Source organism: Vibrio sp. 1557, assembly GCF_033340175.1.
Lineage (GTDB): Bacteria > Pseudomonadota > Gammaproteobacteria > Enterobacterales > Vibrionaceae > Vibrio > Vibrio alginolyticus.
Genome location: NZ_JAWOVZ010000003.1, coordinates 257,895 through 277,498 on the forward strand (window position 1 = coordinate 257,895; position 19,604 = coordinate 277,498).

The window sequence follows — 19,604 nt, forward strand, 5'->3', positions numbered from 1 at the left end:
GTTAAGACCAAGGTAGCCAAGCGCTACCTTTGGTCATTTTCCAAAAGAAGTTATTGATAACAATAAAACCCTACATGGAAGGTGTTGGTATTACCTTCGGAGAAAGCGATGAAAGAACAAACAGCATTAAAGAAAGTCGCGGAAATGGCGAGATTGGCTGATAGCTATGTCAGTGCTTGGGGAGATGAGGCTAAAGTGTCTGAGGAGACGCTACGCCGCTTGCTCGCTTCGCTTGGCTACGATACTAGCAGTGATGAAAAACTACTGGCTTCTGCTGAAAAGAAACATAAAAAAGACGTACTAGCCCCTGTTCTTGTTTTACGCGACGGCGAACCAGTCGAAGTGGAACTAAACCTAGGTACGAGTGCTCGTGAGAGTGAATTCAGCTGGCGTTTAGAAACAGAACAAGGAGAGGTACTTGAAGGCTATCTTCAGTCCCAAATTGTTCGTGATGAGCGTGCTGAGGGTGGCCCTCTAGTGTTTGCATTGCCAAAGAACTTGGCTTGGGGTTATCACAAACTGATCATCAGTCGTAAGCGTCGTAAAACACCTTACGAGATGTCATTGATCATTACGCCGAAAGCGTGTTTCAAACAAGACGATCTAAACCAACACAAAAAGCTATGGGGTCCTAGTATCCAGCTTTACACACTGCGTACTCAGCATAACTGGGGCATCGGTGATTTTGGCGACCTAAAACAACTGGTGAGTGATATTGCCTCTCGTGGCGGTGACTTCATTGGCTTGAACCCTATTCACTCGCTGTTCCCTGCGAATCCAGAAGGGGCAAGCCCATACAGCCCGTCTTCTCGTCGTTGGTTGAACATCATGTACATCGACGTAAGCTCTGTACCTGAATTCGCGCTAAGTGCAGAAGCACAACAGCGTGTTGGTAGCGCAGAGTTCCAACAACGTTTACAAAAAGCGCGAGACTCTCATTGGGTGAATTACACCGAAGTTTCGCAACTAAAAATGAGCGTTCTTCCGCTGCTATTCAGTGAGTTTAAAGCTCGCCATTTAGACAAGAACACCGATCGCGCTCGTGCCTTCTTGGACTTTGTTGAAAAAGGCGGCGACAGCTTGCTACATCAAGCTGCATTCGATGCACTTCATGCTGATTTACATGCAGAAGATGCAAACATGTGGGGTTGGCCTGTATTCCCTGAGAAATACCGCACATTCGACGCAGCTGGTACTCAGAAGTACATTAAGGACAACCAAGATCGTGTTCACTTGTACATGTACCTGCAATGGATCGCAGACGATCAAATCAAAGAAGCGCAAGCGCTAGCCGAAGAAAAAGGCATGGCTGTGGGTTTATACCGTGACCTTGCGGTTGGTGTTGCTGATTCTGGTAGTGAAACATGGGCTGATGAAGGCGCGCTAGTATTGGATGCAAGCATCGGTGCACCACCAGATGTACTTGGTCCACTAGGCCAAAACTGGGGTCTGCCTCCGCTTAACCCTCAGGTTTTAGAAGCGACTGGCTACGACGCTTACATCAAATTGCTACGTGCTAACATGAAGCATTGTGGTGCATTGCGTATCGACCACGTACTTGGCCTGCTTCGCCTTTGGTGGATTCCAAAAGGCGAGAAAGCGACAGAAGGCGCATACCTGTACTACCCAGTTGAAGACATGCTAGCAATCCTAGCGTTGGAATCTCACCGTCATCAGTGTTCTGTAATCGGTGAAGACTTGGGTACTGTACCTGATGAAATCGTTGATATCCTTCGTGATGCGGGTGTGCATTCGTACAAAGTCTTCTTCTTCGAAACATCAAAAGACGACGGCGGTTTTATTTCTCCGAAGCACTACGCTGAGCAGTCTATGGCTGCGCTGTGTACGCACGATATGCCAACACTACGCGGTTTCTGGCACTGTGATGACTTGAAGATGGGGCGTGAGATTGGTCTGTACCCTGATGAGCAGCAGTTGGAAGGCCTATTCGCTGACCGCTTGAAGTGCAAACAAGGCATTCTAGACAGTGTTCGCTGGCATGGCTATCTGCCAGAAGGCATTGGTCATGATGCTCAGTACGTGCCAATGGATTCATACCTAAGCGAAGCGCTGCAACTGCACGTAGCCGCGGGTGACTCTGCACTGCTTAGCGTTCAGCTTGAAGACTGGCTAGAAATGGATCAACCTGTCAATATTCCTGGTACGGTGGATGAGTATCCAAACTGGCGTCGTAAATTGTCGATGAACCTAGATGAAATCTTCAGCCGTGAAGATGTGAATCGTATTTCTAAACGCCTTACTGAAGTTCGCGCACAGGCGAGTAAGTAAGATGCCTAGAGTGACGTAGATGGACGAGCTGATTACCAATTTTGTTAGCTCAGAGGTACGAAAGTTCCGTCTAGGTCACTCATTCCTAAAACACAATCCGTTAGGATGAAGTACCGTTATTATGCCCGCGACAATAGCGGGCATTTTTGTATTTTGACGCCGTTTACGCAACGAACGTGAGAAGCGGAGTCTTTTTGTGAGTTCACAACGTTGGCTGTGGAGAAACCGATGTTTGATTCAGATCTCTGGTCTTGAAAAGGATGTTGGCTCTAGGGAGAAAGATTTGAAAACCACCAAAACCAAGAAAATAAAGAAACAACACGAACGCGCATACGAACTGCTTGCTGAGGCGGCTTACTCAGATCCATTTGCGGCGCTGGGTCCATTCATTGACGACGAAGCTTCGCTGAGAGTTTGGATGCCGGGCGCAAACAAGGTTGAACTGCTTGTTAATGGTGAACCTCGCGTGGCGCTTGAGCGTGATGGCGACAGCGGTTTCATCTTAAAAGAACAACGCGATTTACACCTGACCCACTACCGTTTAGCGGTCGATTGGAATGGTGTTGAACAAATTATTGATGACCCGTACCAGTACCACAATATCTACCAAGAGTACGAGCATCTGCATACGCCAAAAGACATGTATCACTACATGGGCGCGCACTTTGTCACGCTAGAGCGTGGCGGTGAAAACATCTCTGGTGTGCGTTTCCTTGTTTATGCACCACATGCATCTGCTGTTAGCCTTGTGGGTTGCTTCAACCAATGGGATGGCCGTCGTCATCCAATGCAACGCTTAGACTACGGTATCTGGGGCCTATTCATTCCTGGTTTGGAAGAGGGGGTACAATACAAATTTGAGCTCAAAGGGCCAAATGGGGAAGGGTTGCCACACAAACAAGACCCTTGGGGTTTCTGCTCTGAGCAATACCCATCGTTCGCATCCATTACCTACGATCACAAGCGTTACCAATGGCAAGATGCGAAATGGCAAAACCGTGCAGTGACACAAAAGTGTGATGAAGCGTTATCGTTTTACGAGCTACATGCTGGATCATGGAAGCGCGACGAGAACGGTGATTTCCTGAACTACCGCGAACTCGCGGAGCAGTTGGTGCCATACCTTGTGGATATGGGCTACACCCACGTTGAGCTGATGCCTGTGTCTGAGCATCCATTCTATGGTTCATGGGGCTATCAACCTGTTGGCTTGTTTGCACCAACTAGCCGTTTTGGCTCACCTGATGATTTCAAATTCTTCGTGGATGCGTGTCACCAAGCTGGTATCGGTGTAGTGCTGGATTGGGTTCCTGCGCATTTCCCATCGGATGATCATGGTTTAGCTAACTTTGATGGTACGCCTCTGTTCCATGATCCAGATCCTCGTCGCGGTTGGCACCAAGATTGGAACTCCTACATTTACGATTTAGGCCGTGAACATGTACGTCGCTTCCTTGTCTCGAATGCGCTGTACTGGTTTGAACAATTCCATATTGATGGCATTCGTGTCGATGCTGTTGCGTCGATGCTCTATCTCGATTATTCACGTAGCCACGATCAGTGGGTCCCGAACGTTGATGGTGGCAACGAAAACTACGACGCAATCGCAACCTTAAAATGGATGAACGAAGAAGTGTACAAGCACTTCCCGAATGCGATGACGATTGCGGAAGAGTCAACGGCGTTTCCGGGTGTGTCTGCGCCAACCTTTATGGGTGGTTTAGGCTTTGGCTTCAAGTGGAATATGGGGTGGATGCACGACAGTCTTTCATACATCAAAGAAGATCCTGTTCACCGCAAATACCACCACAATACCATCACATTTCCGCTGGTTTATGCGCACAGCGAGAACTACGTCTTGTCTCTCTCTCACGACGAGGTGGTGTACGGCAAAGGCTCTATTCACAACAAGATGCCGGGCGATGAATGGCAGCAAACCGCAAACCTAAGAGCATACTACGGTTATATGTATGGTCAACCGGGCAAAAAGCTGAACTTCATGGGCGCGGAAATCGGTCAAACGGCTGAGTGGAACCACGATGATCAGTTGCAATGGTTCTTGCTAGAATACGAGCGTCATCAAGGCGTTCAAAAGCTGATGCGAGATTTGAACCACTTGTACCGAAATGAAGCGGCGATGCACGATCAAGATTGTGTTCCTGCTGGTTTTGAGTGGCGTCTACAAGACGAAGCGGATGCGAGCATCCTAGCGCACGAGCGTATTAGTAAAGAAGGTGAGCGTATTCTGATCATCACCAACTTTACGCCCGTACCACACGAGCGCTTTCGTTTAGGCGTTCCAAATGCAGGTCAATACGAACTGCTACTGAATACAGACGACAGCAAATACGGCGGCAGCGATTTTAAAGTGCTGACCAGTGTGAAAACGGAAAAAGTTGAAAGTGAATCACTGCCTCAATCACTTGAGCTTCGTTTGCCTCCACTTTCAACCGTGTTCTACAAGCTGCACAAATAATTTAGTCTAATCAAATTCTAAGCCCGTTTTACATTGTAAATCGGGCTTTTTTTGACCAAGTTTTCACTAACGATAAACAGACTGCATACTCTATACTTGCATCATATTGTTTTGTTAAATCAGGCTAGGTCGGACTTTGAGAAAGATTAAATCCCTTCTGTTCAATATCTTATTGGTGCTTTTGCTTTTACCAGTGATGCTCGTTGGCATAGTGAAATACATCGATCCACCAATTTGGGGATGGAAGATCAGCCGCATGATTTCTCCTCCTGAAGGATTTCCTGAAGAGAGTCAAAATGAATGGGTGCCTTTGAGTGATATTTCTAAACACATTCAACTGGCCGTGATTGCGACAGAAGATCAAAAGTTCCCGACCCATTACGGAGTGGATTTTGATTCCTTGTTTAAAGTGATCTCAGAGTCTGGCGAGAACGGTCCCTCTCGCGGTGCGAGCACGATTACTCAGCAAACTGCAAAGAACGTGTTTCTGTTTCCTTCACACTCTTATGTGCGCAAAGCGTATGAGCTTTATTTTGCTCTGCTGATGGAAGCAATGTGGAGTAAAAAACGCATTCTTGAAGTGTATTTGAATGTGGTGGAGTTTGGTCCAGGTATTTATGGCGCGGAAGCCGCTGCGCAAAACTACTTTGGTATTCCTGCTAAACAACTTTCAACACGCCAAGCAGCAAGGCTTGCGGTGGTGCTGCCAAATCCGTATCGCATCAAAGTTTACCCTCAGACTTCTTACACCATCAGCCGCGTCAATTGGGCGATGAGACAAATGCGTAACCTTGGTAGCATTCAGCTTTAAACTCCTTTTTACCCTGCTCATAAGTAGAACTACGCCCCCATAAAAGCAAAATGTGAAGCGTCACAAGCTTTAGGGCGTAGCCTTTCAGAATGATGTGCTCAGTTTTTCATCCATTTACTATTAGTGTGAATAAAACTACAACACGAATACTGCGCCTATGCGCAACCAATGGACTGAACGATGAAACTGAATCTGATTACGACTACCTTATTGCTTGCATCGGCAAGTGCCATCGCCGAGCCAAACATCACCATTGCTACCACGACCAACAGCCGTGACTTTCCGTTAAGTGCAGAGCAGCCTTTGGTTGTGCCCTTAACCAAAGACGGATACACGCTCAAAATCACGGGTATTGAAGGCGACTGTGTCGCGCCTGATGGTCAGAAGGTCAAATTCAACAAACCTATCGCGCTGAACTGTGGAAAGCCAACAGAACTGCCTTTAAAAATCCGTTTTACTGGCGATTACTCTTTTGCTTTTGATGCGGAAGCCAAAACTCTACGCTTCAAGCGAGAGCCTAAGAAAGCTGCCAAGACAGAATTTAAACGCCCAATCCCACAAGTGCAATGTGAGGTTTACCAAGGCGGCGAAGTCACCATCGCGCTGGGTGACAGTTTCCCCGATGGCACCAAGTTGCGTGATGCCTATTCTGGTCAGATGGTCGAAGTAAAAGATCAGCAAGTATCGCTGACACCAAGCAAAGATTCAGGCGGTTTGGTGCTACTAGAGCCAGTGAAGAAAACCAAAGAAGCAGTGCCGTTTGATTACCGCAATGCCAACATTTACTTCGTGATGGTCGACCGTTTCAATAATGCTGATACGAGCAATGACAACAGCTATGGTCGCAAGAAAGACGGTAAAGAAGAGATTGGTACCTTTCACGGTGGTGACCTAAAAGGTGTGATCGAAAAGCTAGATTACATAAAGAGCCTAGGTACCGATGCGATTTGGTTGTCGCCAATCGTTGAGCAAGTACACGGCTTTGTGGGTGGCGGCGATAGCGGCTCATTCCCATTCTACGCTTACCACGGTTACTGGACGCGTGACTTTACCAAGATTGATGAGAACTTCGGTAACGAAGCTGATCTTAAAAAGCTGGTGGAAGAGGCACATAAACGTGGCCTTAAAGTCTTGATGGACGCAGTAATCAACCACACTGGTTACTCAACGTTAGCCGATTTGCAATTTGACGGTATTGAGGTGTTAAAACCAAACGCTGACCTACCTAAGAAATGGGGGGATTGGAAACCAAAAGCGGGCGAAAACTGGCATAGCTACCACCAGAATATTGATTACCAGAGTCCAAACTGGGCGAAATGGTGGGGCGGTGACTGGGTAAGAACAGGTCTACCGGGATACCCAGTTCCGGGCAGCAGTGATATCACCATGTCATTGGCGGGTTTGCCAGACTTTATCACTGAATCAGACAAAGCCGTGAAGCCAGCTCAATGGCTATTGGATAACCCTGGCACTCGCGTTGAGGAGCGTGATAATTACACCGTCTCGGACTACCTAATTGAGTGGCAAACTGATTGGGTGAAACGCTTTGGTATTGATGGTTACCGTGTCGACACGGTGAAGCACGTTGAAGGCGATGTGTGGAAACGCTTGAAAGAAGAGGCATCAAGCAGCCTTGAGCAGTGGCGTAAAGAGAACGGTAAGTCAGGTCAGCCATTCTGGATGATGGGTGAAGTATGGGGACATACCGCATATCGCAGCCCTTACTTCGACGACGGCTTTGATGCGTTGATTAACTTCGATATGCAGAAGAAGTTAGACAAAGGCGCGGCGTGTTTCAGCCAAATGGCAGACACTTACCAAAGCTATGCGGACACTATCGCCAATGAGAAAGACTTTAACCCTGTGAGCTACATGTCTTCTCACGATACCGAGCTGTTCTTCTCTCGCTTCAAAGATTACGGTATGCAGCGTAACGCCGCGAATGCACTGCTTTTGAGTCCTGGTGCTGTTCAGGTTTATTATGGTGATGAAGTTGGTCGTAACATTGGTCCTTACGCGGACGATTTCCACCAAGGCACTCGTTCTGACATGGTATGGAAGCTATCTGATGAGAAGCAAGCGCTGCTCAAACACTGGCAAACTCTTGGTCAGTTCCGTAAAGCGCACCCAGCGATTGGTGCGGGTCAGCATCAAGTAATTGAACAAGAAGGCGCGTACGTGTTCTCTCGCTCGCTTGGCAATGACAAAGTCGTTGTGGCGTTTGTGGGTCGCGACAAGTAGTTAGAACTTCGTTTTAAGCCTAGATAGAAAAAGCCCTTCCTTGAGTTATCAGGGAAGGGCTTTGTTGTATTAGTTCGCCAGTTCTTGGTCGATGACTTTTTCTAGCTCGTCAAACGGCACATAGCCAGGAATGACTTGATCATTAATGATCAACGCGGGCGTGCCGCGTAAACCAAGTTGCGTGAAATACTGATAGTTTTTATCAAGCAACGCCTTGGTCTCTTTGTCGTCGACAAGCTGTGCTTCTGTCCCCGTTTTTTTCGCTATTTGATTTAAGGAACGTGCGTCATGTGCGCCCGGTTTTTTCACCAATAACTCATGCACTTGTTCGTACTTATCTCGCTGGTTTTGCCAAACATTTAATGCGTAACTTGCCGAGTTGTAGCCGTTTTTCTCGTATTGTTCTTTAAAAGAGACATTGAGGTTAAGCACTTTTACCTGCGGATATTCCTTACCAACTTTGACCAGCTCTCCTTCTAAACGTTTACAAAAAGGGCAGCTATAGTCTGTTACGTTAATAATGGTTAACTCAGGGTTTTCAGCACCAAAAGAGGAATGTTTGCCATCACTTAGATATTGACGAACCTCCTTCAAGGTGTCGCCAAATGACTGTTGATACGCAATGTACTCTTGAAGGTTTTGGTGCAATGAATCAAGAATTTGAGGGTTTTCTTTTAGTATCTGAGTAACTTCCTCTAGCTTTTGTTCTGCGGTCTTTTCTGATGCGAAAGATACGGCAGGTACGATAGCCATCGTTAACGCCAAAAGTGTACGAGTGAATGTCATAATATTTCCTAAAACTTTTAAATTTCGTTGTTTGTTATGTGAAGTGAATAAAATATGTACAAAAGTCAGGCCGAAAGGTCTCTCGCCTTGCTGGCTTTATTCTCTAAACACGCAAAGTTTTAGGTGAACCCGATACTTTTCCGGTATCGGTTCTGTGTATTCCAGATAGCGAATTGCTGTGGTTGTCATCGGCAGCGCCACAATCAAAGCAAACAGAAAAAATGGAATAAGAATATGATCAAACTGATGTTGGTAAGCTTGAACCAGCTTTTCTGAAAGGTCGCAAGATGGTGATAAATTCACGCTTTCATCTTGCTGACTCTGTATTTGGTGAGCCTTCGGGCAGCTTTTCGAGAAACCAGAATTTTGGCTTAAGCATATCATCACCACCCAAAGCACGAGGGCGAGTGTCCATTTGGCTATTTTATATTGTGAGCGTAACAATGGGTCGTATAGTCCTGTTAATTCTGGTTTATGCCGTTTACATATGACCGGGCCATCCTAACCTAAATTTCGTGGCTGAATGTTACTTTCGAGTTAATCGATATTGCCTCAATGCCAAAGTATGAAGTACGTCATGAATGTTGTAGAAAGCAATATTCGTCAGAATCATTTGTTGAGTTGATGAAGAAGTCGTGAGCTATCGACATAGATTAATATACCTAATTGTTAGCACAAATTTTTATTATCTTTCAATTGTGATTGGAATCATAAAACAAAACTTCATAACTGAGTCGCGATAATGTTCGGCAGGCGGATTGATTTTGATCATCTCTCTAGCACATTATTCAGGTGAACATATGTGTTAAGTTCCACATGTGTAGGTAATGTTATGAAAATTCCTGTTCAAACTGAGCGTAAAGTTACACTGGGGTGCTAAGTTGCTCTGGCGTTTGCGGTCGTGTTCTTTTCTGGCCTGATGCAATCTAGCGAATGGTACGGTGTATTCGATTTTACAACGCTCAATGGCTCTTTCGGCAAGGTGGCGTATGGTGTCACCGAAACGGCTGACGGTGTGCAAGTTGCAACAACGTCGCTTCGCGGTACTGGTGGTAGCGGTGCTCGCGACGGTTTCATTTTCGCACTTACTTTGATTCCAACTGTTATGTTCGCCTTAGGTATGATCAACGTACTTGAGCACTACGGTGCACTTGAAGCAGCTCGTAAGCTTCTTACTCCTCTTCTACGTCCTCTAATGGGCATCCCTGGTAACTCTGGTCTGGCTTTAATTGCTTCTCTACAAAGTACCGACGCGGGCGCGGCGATGACGCGTCAGCTAAAAGATGAAGGTCACCTAACTAAGCGTGAAACGGACGTATTTACCATGTTCCAGTTTACTGCAGGTGCGACCATCGTGAACTTCTTCTCATCAGGTGCTGTGCTGTTCACATTGACGATGGCTGACGGCTCTCTAGCGGTCACGTCTTCTATTGGTTTAGCGGTTGTGGTGATGTTCGCATTCAAGATCATCGGTGCAAACCTGTTCCGTATTTACCTGAACATGACGGAAGGTAAAGAAGACAAACAAGACCAAAACAAATCAGAGAACCTAAAAGAGGAGACGGCATAATGGGTGACGTTAAAGCGAAAAAACCAATGGTGACGGATATCTTCGTCGAAGGTGCTAAGAAAGGTTGGGTAATTGCGACTACCTCTACGGTTCCTAACGTATTGATGGCGTTCGTTATCATCAAAGCGCTGCAAATCACTGGCGCGCTGGATCTGATGGGCACGGTGTTTTCTCCAATCATGGCGGTGTTTGGCCTTCCTGGTGAAGCGGCTGCTGTTCTTATCGGCGCTTGGATGTCGATGGGCGGCGCAGTGGGTGTGGTTATCACGCTGTTTGACCAAGGCATCCTAAACGGTACGCACATTGCGATTCTTGCACCTGCTATCTACCTAATGGGCTCTCAAGTTCAGTACATGGGTCGTATCATGGGCCCAATTGGTACTGAAGGTCGTTACATCCCAGTTATGATTGCGATCTCAGTATTGAACGCGTTTGGCGCAATGCTGGTGATGAATCTGTTTGTCTAGGAGTGAATCATGCAATTCTCTCTAAATGAATATCTAGAAGAGCTACGTCCGCTAATCAATGTGGATTGTGGTACTTACACTACTGATGGTATCGAGTTTATCGCTTCTCAATTTGAAGAGAAGTACCAAGCGATGTCAGGTTGGAGCGTAAAACGCATCGACTGTGGCAGAGCGGGCATCGGTCTTGAAGTTCGAAATAAGCCGGAAGCTGAGCAAATCGACGTGATGCTGATTGGTCATATGGATACCGTGTTCCCTGTGGGTACTGCTGAGCTTCGTCCAATGTCTCAAGATGTAGAGAAAGCCTACGGTCCGGGCGTCTCGGACATGAAATCTGGCTTGCTCAACATCGTATACGCGATGCGCAATCTAGACCAAGCGGTGTTGGATAAGCTGTCTATCGCTATCTGCATGAACCCAGATGAAGAGACGGGCTCTCTGGACTCTGTGGATTGGATTCAATCAGTAGCGAAAAACGCTAAGAATGTACTGGTTGCAGAAGCGGCACGTGCAGACGGTGGTTTAGTGAAAGCGCGTAAAGGCATGGCTCGCTACAAAATGACCTTTAATGGCGTTGCTGCTCACGCAGGGAACGAGCCAGAAAATGGCCGCAGCGCAATCACTGAGATGGCGAATTGGATTCTAGCAGTCAATGCAATGACCAACTTTGAATCTGGTACCACGCTGAATGTCGGTATTGTTTCTGGTGGCAACGGAGCGAACATCGTCCCTGAGCACGCTGAAGCGATCGTGGATGTGCGTTTCTGGAGCAACGAAGAATACGATGATGTCGATAGCAAGCTAAACGGCATGCTGGAAACACCATTCGTTGATGGCGTGAGCATTGAGTTGGTTCGTGAAGCGTATAAGCCTTCTATGGTGCCAAGCCCACAAACAGAAAGCTTAATGACATTAGTTGAAGAAGCGGCAAGTGAACTGGCGATCGACATCAACTGGAAAGAAGTCGGTGGCGGCTCTGATGCAAACAATACGGCGATTCTTGGCGTTCCAACTTTGGATGGTCTAGGACCTATCGGTGCGGGCTTCCACAGCGATCAAGAGTACTTGTTGCTTGAGTCTATCGAACCGCGAATCAAAATGCTGATGCGTGTACTGGAGAAGATAGCTCAGTAGTGCACTCGACAACTTAGTTCCCAACATCACGATCCCCAGACTTCGGTTTGGGGATTTTCTATCTGTGTTTTTGTTTCACTTTACTATCATTTCTTGTTATTAATCTTGCGTTCAGGTTCGATTTATTAATATGTTGGCCACAGTCATAAATTTCGGAGGCAACGATGACCACAACAATGTCTGTAAAATCGGCGCCGAAAGACGCCAAAGATCAAACGATGCAAGCGCCAGATGAGAAAACATTCTGGCGAAAAATGAAAGGGTCGGTTAAGAAAGCGGGTGAAGAAATTGCCGTAATGGGCATAAAATCATGGCTCGCGATGGCAGATTCCAACACCTCTGTTCGCCACAAGGCTATTTTAGGTGGCGCGCTGGCTTACTTCGTCCTACCAACAGATATGGTGCCAGACGTACTAGCTGGCGTCGGTTTTACCGATGATATGGCGGCACTGACTCTGGCGGCGAACTCGGTCGGCAATGCCATCACCGACGAGCATGAAGAACAAGCGAGAGAAAAGCTGAATTCGATGGTGGATTAGAAAGAGCATTTCTAGACGCGGAGAAAACAAAAGCCCCGATGTTTCCATCGGGGTTTTCTTTTAGACAGGACTATATAATTTCAGGATGGTAATCGTAGAACGATTTAGGCGTCAGCGCGTTTCAGGTGCACTTCTTCTTCGGCTACGCCTGCCATTGGGTCGTTGAAGCGAGCTTCATCCAATGCACCTTCTGATTTCGCAACGATGACGGTTACAGCACTGTCACCAGTGATATTTACCGCGGTACGAATCATATCAAGAAGACGGTCAACACCCATGATGAGCGCGATACCTTCAAGCGGCAGACCAACTTGGTTCAATACCATAGCAAGCATGACAAGACCCACACCAGGAACACCTGCGGTACCGATAGACGCCAGAGTTGCCGTCATGATAACCATTAGGTAATCGCCCATAGTTAAATCAATATTGAAAGCTTGAGCAATAAACGCAGTTGCTACGCCCTGCATGATCGCCGTACCGTCCATGTTCACGGTTGCACCAAGTGGTACTGTGAACGATGATACACGGTTCTCAACACCCATGCGGTGCTTTGCTGTTTCCATTGTCACTGGAATCGTCGCGTTCGATGATGCTGTAGAAAAAGCAAACATGATCGCGTCTTCCATCTTACGTAGGAACGTAATTGGGTTTAGACCTGTGAAACCTTTTAACATTAAGCTGTAAGTAACTAGACCGTGTAGGACAAGCGTACCAGCCAGTACTAAGAAGTACTCTGCCAAATTGACGATCGCGCCCAGACCAAGACCAGTAAATAGCTTCGCCATTAAGAAGAACACACCATAAGGTGCCAAGTTCATCAAAATCGCGACCAGTTTCATGATCACTTCATTCAGATCAGAGAAGAATGCTGCGATGCGTTCGCCTGGTTTACCCGCTGCACTGATCGCGATACCGAATAGCACGGCGAACACGATAACTTGCAGAGTTTTACCTTCTGCCATTGCGCTGATTGGGTTGGTCGGGAACATATCGATGATCACCTGACCTAAAGATGGCGCTTCGGCTGATTTGAATGAACTTGCTGCCGTTAGATCTGCCCCTGCCCCTGGCTGGAATAGAGTACCCATAGTTAGAGCAAGCGTAATCGCGATAGCCGTTGTCGTAACGTAGAAAGCGAGGGTTTTACCGCCCATGCGACCCAGTGTAGAGAGGTCTTTGAGAGAGCTAGTACCACAAACTAACGAAACAAATACTAGCGGTACAACAAGCATTTTTAAGCTGGCAACGAAGATCTGTCCACCAACTTCGAATAATCCATTAACAATGTATGCGTCGACAAATCCGTTGTCGGCAAAAAGTGTGCGAATTGCAAATCCTGTCAAGATACCCGCAACCATACCTAAAATTACGCGGCTGGTAAGCGACATCGGTTTCTTGGTATTCATGAGAACACTCCTTATAGTTATGCACCTTGAGTTCACTTCAAAGCGGCGAGCAGATTAGCAGCGGAGTGAGAAAATACGAAAGAATAATCCTCTAAATGGTTAATAGATGTGAACTTTATCACTAATAAAAATGGGATTTTAACCAAATATTAACGAATTGGCCGGATGAAAAGTTTGTATTTTAACACTTTTATCGAATATACAACCGATAACAAAGAGGATTTACAATAAATTTTAATAAGAGATAGAGTGCATACTCTCTTTGAGTGGATGCATTTCTGCATAACTATTTAAGTTATATTCAGGCTAGCGGTCGCTTCTTTAGGGATAATTTAGTATTGAGTGTTCATCAGAGCCAACGAACCCGTTATGCTTTCATATTTGTCAACTCAATGATGGTTGGCAAGTGTAGTTAGTTGGAGGTGATCCCAGCTCCAATAACTTTGACTGGTATTTTTAATCCCTCCAACCCAATAGCATTGTTTCGCTCGTATTAAGCCTTCCAAACACTGCTTGCCAGCCTCAGTGATACGGACGCTTTGTTCCCACCAGTGCCTTTCACGTGACTCAATCGTGATCAAAGGTGTTTGACACTGTGCTAGAGGGAGGAGTAACGCGTAAAACATCACGTCTCCTAGGTAAGGAAGAGGTTCTAGTTGTTGATATTGCTCAAACCAATCTTTGATGGGAATTGAACGATTTTGCGAGTTCAAAACCTTTAGTGCGAGGTGTTGTGTCAAGCTCAATCCAGTTTGTGAATTAGGTAACTCTTGCAAATGGCGTTTAAGCACGTTGAGTATATTGGGCAAGCAATCCAGGTTATGCAGCTGAATCAAATTAACTATGGAAATAGGTGTCGGTGATGTAATAGCGTGCCAACACCGTTTAGCCTGACTGAATAATTTTGCTGTCACAGGTTTACGGTATCGCCAACAAGAACGAATAGCTTCTTCAGGCAACTGCCCAAAGCCGATGAATCGTTCAGTGCCCGGGAACTGGTTCAACTCAATGACCTCTATCACTTTATTCTCTACATTCTCTAACTGTGTTAGAGCACGAATTAGCATCAATTGATCATAACTGTCATGTTCGACCCAAAAGACGATTCGTTCAAATACATCACTTTGCAACAGATCGAGGTTTGATTGTTCCAATGTGACTATATCTTGAACCGAGTCTTCACGCTTCATCACAGGCAGCAGAGTCTCTACGACATATTGGGCACGAATGGCAAGGAAGTTCTGTGGTGTTGCAGGTATGGGGCCAATACAAAGCGGATCGATCAGGGCTAAAAATGCCCCTTCAAATCCGCTGGCTTTAAGTTGTTGTTGAATGTCGTGGCCACAACGAACGTGTAGCGTTTTTACTTTTGCATCTAGGGGCGGTTTTTGTTCTTTGATGGCTAGTTTGTGCGCTTCTAGCTCTTCGACATGAACTTTTAGTTTACTCCAACTGGATAAGCCCAGTTCTCTTGCGAGTGCATGTTGAACGTCAGCCAATTGAATTGTATTGGGAGCCAAAGATTCTGGTTTGGAGTGAAATCGCTTAACTAACTCCAACGTGGCGTCATCGTATAGGCGGATAGCTTTGAGCCTTTTTTTAGCAATGGATTTTTGCTGATTGATATTGATCGAGAAGCTATTTGTAGAGTTCATATTTCACCTTTCTTATTTCTTCCACACTCGCCTAAATAGAAGCTAAAAAGAAGGTAAAAACAGATTGTGCCTGCTAAACCAAGCAGGTGAGGATATTGCCGTGAACCGAGTTCTTTCCGCGAGTGTTGGGTGCTTTAGGCATGAGCAGAGTGATAGTAGGTGGTCGCTATCCTTCGTGCAACCTTTTGTGAGAGTGTAGCGTCACAAAATGGCCGTTTCTCTATGTTTAGGGAGAATCAATAGGCGATAACACTAGCGATTCAACTCAATACCACTGTTGCTAGACTCGAGTTTCTACACTTTTGAGTAAAATACGATAAAGCGCTTGAGTCGCAGGACCACTTTTGGCTCCTTTGGGCAAAGTGAGGTGCAGCGCAACTTGATATTGATGGGAGTGTTCGAGCTCCAATACTTTAATTTTATCGCTCTTTCGGGCTGAGACTAAGTGCGCTGGTAGCCGACAAAACCCAACGCCTTGCTCTACGGCGTGAAAAGCGTGGTCGAAGTTATCGACGGTAATACGCTGACGTGCGCGTAACCAACCCACATCTCTTTTCGTTTTGTCTGAATCACCTAAGTCACGGATGACAATTTGGCTGGTGGTTGCAAAATCGTCGATGGAAACATGCGGCTTTTTAGCGAGTGGATGGTGTGCTGCGATTACAGGCAGCATGGTTGTTACGCCAAATGCTTCGGCAGGGTAGTTGGTTATCGGTAAGTTGATGATTGCGATGTCAGCGAGCTCATTTACGACCATTTCGGTTGTTTTGCTCAGTGACGTTTCAACCACTTGAACGGAGGTCGTGTTGTTGTCCTCCAAAAATTGACTGAGTGGTGCATAAAGCCAACAAGGGTCACAAAGATGATCTACTGCGACCGTGATTTGAGATTCCACCCCACTTTTTAACTGCTCGCTGATGACTTCTAGTTCCCGCGCTTGTTCAAGCATGGATTGTGCACGACGCAGTATGGTTTTGCCGTGCTCTGTCAAACCCGCTTTGCGCCCTCGTACTTCGATGAGTTGAATACCAAGTTGGTCTTCTAACTTCCTCACCGAGTAGATCAATGTAGTATGGCTCTTGTTGAGCAGTAAAGCTGCGGATTGAATGCTGCCTTCTTGATTAATCGCTTGTAGCGTTTGCCATTGTTCTAAGGTCGTTTTTAGTCTCATGAGTCAATTTTTTAGACAGTTAATGGCGAAATTATGAACTTTTCTGTCAGTTTTATAAAGGTAATAATCTTGTCATCGAAAACGAGTCAATAAGAAGAGGAGACTCAAGATGGCGAAATTATTGCAAGTTGATTTTGAATTTCATGGTCCGTTTGGTGACGAGATGTCGAATGCTCTGGTCGACTTAGCTAAGTCGATTAACCAAGAGCCGGGCATGATTTGGAAAATCTGGACGGAAAGCGAAAAAGACAAACTCGGTGGTGGTATCTATCTTTTTGAAGATGAAGCCACGGCGCAAGCTTATCTCGAAATGCATGCCGCACGCTTACGAAAAATGGGCGTAGTCGAAGTACGAGGTCAAATTTTCGATATCAATGTGCCGTTAACGACGCTCAATCAAGGGCCTATTAGAGGATAAGGAGATGATGACCAACCGCACTTTTCTAACCGTTCATGGTGTCGTATATACGGTATTCGCTTTTGCGTTGTTTTTTGTACCAACCATAATGTGGCCGATGTATGGAGTACAAATTAACGACCAGTACGCGCTGTTTTTATCGCAGCATACTTCGATCTTTTTAGGTGGAATCGCAGCGGTGAGTTTGATGTTACGTAATGTGGAATCAGGGCATACTGCGAAACAGCTGTTTAAAGCATTATTGATTACTAATGGCTTAGGGGCAGTGATTACTACCTATGCCGGCATTATCGGAGTATTTGTCGGTTTTGGTTGGAGTGACCCAATATTCTTTGTCTTGCTTAGTTTGATTACGTACAAGCAACTAAGAGTGCAATAGAAAAAGCCCTGCTGTTTCTAGCAGGGCTTTGTCATATTTGGTTTAATTAGCGATCTAAATTCAAGTTATGATTCGCTTTTGTACGCGTAGTTATAGTAGCCGTATCCATAGCCGTATGAGTTAGATGCTTTTTTCTCAACTGCATTGAGAATCACACCTTTAACTTCAACGCCTGATTGCTCGAAGCGACCTTGCGCGACTTCAATCTCCTTCAAAGTCGTTTGATCAAAACGAGCGACCATCAGAGTTGTTCCTGCAAGCGCGCCAACAATGCTTGGGTCGGTAACTGCGAGTACAGGCGGCGTATCGATGATGACTAGATCGTATTGTGCAGACATCTCGTCAACAAAGCTCTTGAAGCGAGGGTGCATAAGAAGTTCTGACGGATTTGGTGGTACTTGGCCGCGAGTCACAACATCTAAATTATCAATGGATGTAGATTTAATGATGTTGCTAAGGGATGTCTTACCGCTCAAGTAATCAGAAAGACCGTTGTCCCAGCGTAGACCGAAGCATTGCTGCAAATAACCTTTACGCATATCCGCATCAATAAGCAGCACTTTCTGACCGGTTTTCGCAGCGACGGCCGCAAAGTTGGTCGATACAAATGTTTTGCCGATAGATGGTGCAGGACCTGAAATCATAAGAACGTTATTCTTCGCTTCCATCATTGCAAAGTGCAAGCTAGTGCGAAGACTACGTAGAGCCTCAATGGAAAGATCGGCTGGGTTAGCTTCCGCTAGAAGGACTAGCTCATTGTTGCTGCCTTTGTTGCGCTTAAGCTTGTTTGCAAATTCCAGTTGTTGAATAGATTTTGGAACGCTTGCGTAAACTGGCATGCCAATCTGTTCAATTTGATCTGGTGTTTCCACACCACGGTGGAATGCTGCACGAATTAATACGAAAGCCACGCCTGCCATACCGCCAAGCAGTGTTGCTAGCACAACGATAAGCGCTTTTTTCGGCTTGATTGGCTTAGAGAAAGATTGAGCGTTATCTAAGATTCGAACGTTGCCAACTGTTCCGGCTTTAATAATGTTGAGCTCTTGAACCTTGTTCAATAGTTGGATGTAGATTTGTTGGTTTACTTCTACATCGCGTGTCATACGTAGAACTTCACGCTGTGTTTTCGGTAACTTTTGAACTTGTTTATTAAGACGTTCTTTCTCTTTTAGTAGTGTTTCACGTTTATCAAGTAGCGACTTATAAGCTGGGTGATCCTGTGTGAAGCGTTGGCTGATCTCACTTTCTTTGAATGTAAGCTCATTTAGCTGTGCTTCTAACTCAACCATTACTTTCAGCGTTGACTGAGCTTCAAGGCCTAAATCGATAGATTCATTTTCTTGACGGAATCGATTTAAAACGTCTTCAGAAGCGGTCAGTTTTGTTTTGATGTCTGGGAGGTGACCTTTCAAGAACTCGAGGCTTTGCTCTGCCTCTGCAGAATTTCTTTGAACGTTTTGTAAGAAGTAGTTTTGGCTAATGTCGTTCAAGATATCTTGAATCTTAGCGCGGTCTTCACCAGAGAAGCTTAAAGATATAATCCCGGTTTGCTTACCACGTTCGCTAATCGATAAGTTTTCTTGAAGTTTATTAATTGCATCTAATTTACTGATTTTGCTGACCGTGAATGAGTCACCAGTTTGAGCCACAAGTTCAGTCGCCAAAAATTGGTATCCATTCTTCTCAAGCAGTTCACCAACTTTACCTTCTAAAATGACGTTATTGTCATCTTCTAAGAGCCTGAACGTCTGTTTTTCAGAATCAATAACTTCAAGAGTTAAAGGAACGCCAACTGCGTAAGAAGGAGCATTAAATCGTGAAACGCTCAGACTGACTTGCTCACCTTGTAGTCGAGCTAGGCCTTTACCAATAATTGGCATGTAGTTTGGAGAAACGACAGTCGTTAAGTTGAACTTATCAACAGTACCGCCCAAGATCATACGAGATTTGATGATCTCTATTTCTGTTGTCGCTGATGATTCTGCTGAAAACAGCTCTCCCATATCACCAACCATCGCTGAAATACCACCTGAACTCTTACTTTCGATTTGGATAAGAGCGTCAGCTTTATAGATAGGTGTTGATAGAATGGCAACGCCGACGCCTATAATCGAAAATAGGACTACGGTACATAGAATGAGCCATTTGGCATCGAGAATGATCCCAAATAACTTTCCCAAATCGATCTCATCGTCGGCTTGACGTGATTGCTTAATAGTTTGTGTTGTCATTACTTTAACTTCTTAAATACCTTGC

16 protein-coding genes are annotated in these 19,604 nt (G+C 45.6%); 10 read left to right on the top strand and 6 right to left on the bottom strand.

Annotated elements, in window-relative coordinates; genetic code table 11:
- Positions 1-108: 108 nt before the first annotated feature.
- From malQ to R7070_RS06845, 4 genes are all read left to right on the top strand, one after another.
- Positions 109-2,289 (top strand): 4-alpha-glucanotransferase, encoded by a 2,181-nt coding sequence (gene malQ, locus R7070_RS06830; protein WP_005374838.1) that lies wholly within the window; start codon positions 109-111, stop codon positions 2,287-2,289.
- Positions 2,290-2,572: 283 nt separating this feature from the next.
- Complete coding sequence (gene glgB, locus R7070_RS06835; RefSeq protein WP_411912989.1) at positions 2,573-4,765, top strand: 1,4-alpha-glucan branching protein GlgB; 2,193 nt, start codon at positions 2,573-2,575, stop codon at positions 4,763-4,765.
- Between the two features lie 136 nt (positions 4,766-4,901).
- Complete coding sequence (mtgA, locus tag R7070_RS06840; RefSeq protein WP_025768637.1) at positions 4,902-5,576, top strand: monofunctional biosynthetic peptidoglycan transglycosylase; 675 nt, start codon at positions 4,902-4,904, stop codon at positions 5,574-5,576.
- 180 nt (positions 5,577-5,756) lie between these two features.
- Complete coding sequence (locus R7070_RS06845; RefSeq protein ID WP_042522184.1) at positions 5,757-7,817, top strand: alpha-amylase; 2,061 nt, start codon at positions 5,757-5,759, stop codon at positions 7,815-7,817.
- A 69-nt stretch (positions 7,818-7,886) separates the two neighbouring features.
- Here R7070_RS06845 and R7070_RS06850 read toward each other — a convergent pair whose 3' ends face one another.
- Positions 7,887-8,603, bottom strand: a complete 717-nt coding sequence (locus R7070_RS06850; RefSeq protein ID WP_005374842.1) for a DsbA family protein — start codon at positions 8,601-8,603, stop codon at positions 7,887-7,889.
- A 96-nt stretch (positions 8,604-8,699) separates the two neighbouring features.
- Complete coding sequence (locus tag R7070_RS06855) at positions 8,700-8,987, bottom strand: hypothetical protein (RefSeq protein WP_049872671.1); 288 nt, start codon at positions 8,985-8,987, stop codon at positions 8,700-8,702.
- Between the two features lie 502 nt (positions 8,988-9,489).
- On the opposite strand from R7070_RS06855, the gene R7070_RS06860 reads away from it, so the two are divergent.
- The 4 genes from R7070_RS06860 (at position 9,490) to R7070_RS06875 (ending at position 12,313) form a co-directional block, all read left to right on the top strand.
- Positions 9,490-10,173 carry a nucleoside recognition domain-containing protein gene (locus R7070_RS06860; RefSeq protein WP_318141178.1) on the top strand — a complete coding sequence of 228 codons (684 nt, stop codon included), beginning with the start codon at positions 9,490-9,492 and terminating at the stop codon, positions 10,171-10,173.
- Positions 10,173-10,640 (top strand): YjiG family protein, encoded by a 468-nt coding sequence (locus R7070_RS06865; protein ID WP_005374849.1) that lies wholly within the window; start codon positions 10,173-10,175, stop codon positions 10,638-10,640. Before R7070_RS06860 ends, R7070_RS06865 begins: the two co-directional genes overlap by 1 nt.
- Before the next feature lie 9 nt (positions 10,641-10,649).
- Positions 10,650-11,774 carry a M20 family metallopeptidase gene (locus tag R7070_RS06870; protein ID WP_047102407.1) on the top strand — a complete coding sequence of 375 codons (1,125 nt, stop codon included), beginning with the start codon at positions 10,650-10,652 and terminating at the stop codon, positions 11,772-11,774.
- Positions 11,775-11,938: 164 nt separating this feature from the next.
- On the top strand, positions 11,939-12,313 hold the full coding sequence (locus R7070_RS06875; protein WP_047102406.1) for a YkvA family protein: 375 nt from the start codon (positions 11,939-11,941) through the stop codon (positions 12,311-12,313).
- 104 nt (positions 12,314-12,417) lie between these two features.
- Here the strand turns inward: R7070_RS06875 and R7070_RS06880 are convergent, their stop codons facing one another.
- The 3 genes from R7070_RS06880 to R7070_RS06890 form a co-directional block, all read right to left on the bottom strand.
- A complete protein-coding gene (locus tag R7070_RS06880) occupies positions 12,418-13,722 on the bottom strand; it encodes a dicarboxylate/amino acid:cation symporter (protein WP_017820133.1) in 1,305 nt (434 codons plus the stop codon).
- Positions 13,723-14,111: 389 nt separating this feature from the next.
- Positions 14,112-15,377, bottom strand: a complete 1,266-nt coding sequence (locus R7070_RS06885) for a DUF1835 domain-containing protein (RefSeq protein WP_158155521.1) — start codon at positions 15,375-15,377, stop codon at positions 14,112-14,114.
- A gap of 280 nt (positions 15,378-15,657) precedes the next feature.
- Positions 15,658-16,548 carry a LysR family transcriptional regulator gene (locus R7070_RS06890; RefSeq protein ID WP_033906667.1) on the bottom strand — a complete coding sequence of 297 codons (891 nt, stop codon included), beginning with the start codon at positions 16,546-16,548 and terminating at the stop codon, positions 15,658-15,660.
- A gap of 109 nt (positions 16,549-16,657) precedes the next feature.
- Here R7070_RS06890 and R7070_RS06895 point away from each other — a divergent pair, with 109 nt between their 5' ends.
- The gene (locus R7070_RS06895) at positions 16,658-16,966 is read left to right on the top strand and encodes a monooxygenase (RefSeq protein ID WP_005374871.1); all 309 of its coding nucleotides are present in this window, start codon (positions 16,658-16,660) and stop codon (positions 16,964-16,966) included.
- Between the two features lie 7 nt (positions 16,967-16,973).
- A complete protein-coding gene (locus R7070_RS06900) occupies positions 16,974-17,345 on the top strand; it encodes a hypothetical protein (RefSeq protein ID WP_017634450.1) in 372 nt (123 codons plus the stop codon).
- Between the two features lie 65 nt (positions 17,346-17,410).
- Here the strand turns inward: R7070_RS06900 and R7070_RS06905 are convergent, their stop codons facing one another.
- A complete protein-coding gene (locus R7070_RS06905) occupies positions 17,411-19,579 on the bottom strand; it encodes a polysaccharide biosynthesis tyrosine autokinase (protein ID WP_262649568.1) in 2,169 nt (722 codons plus the stop codon).
- Positions 19,580-19,604: the final 25 nt, after the last annotated feature.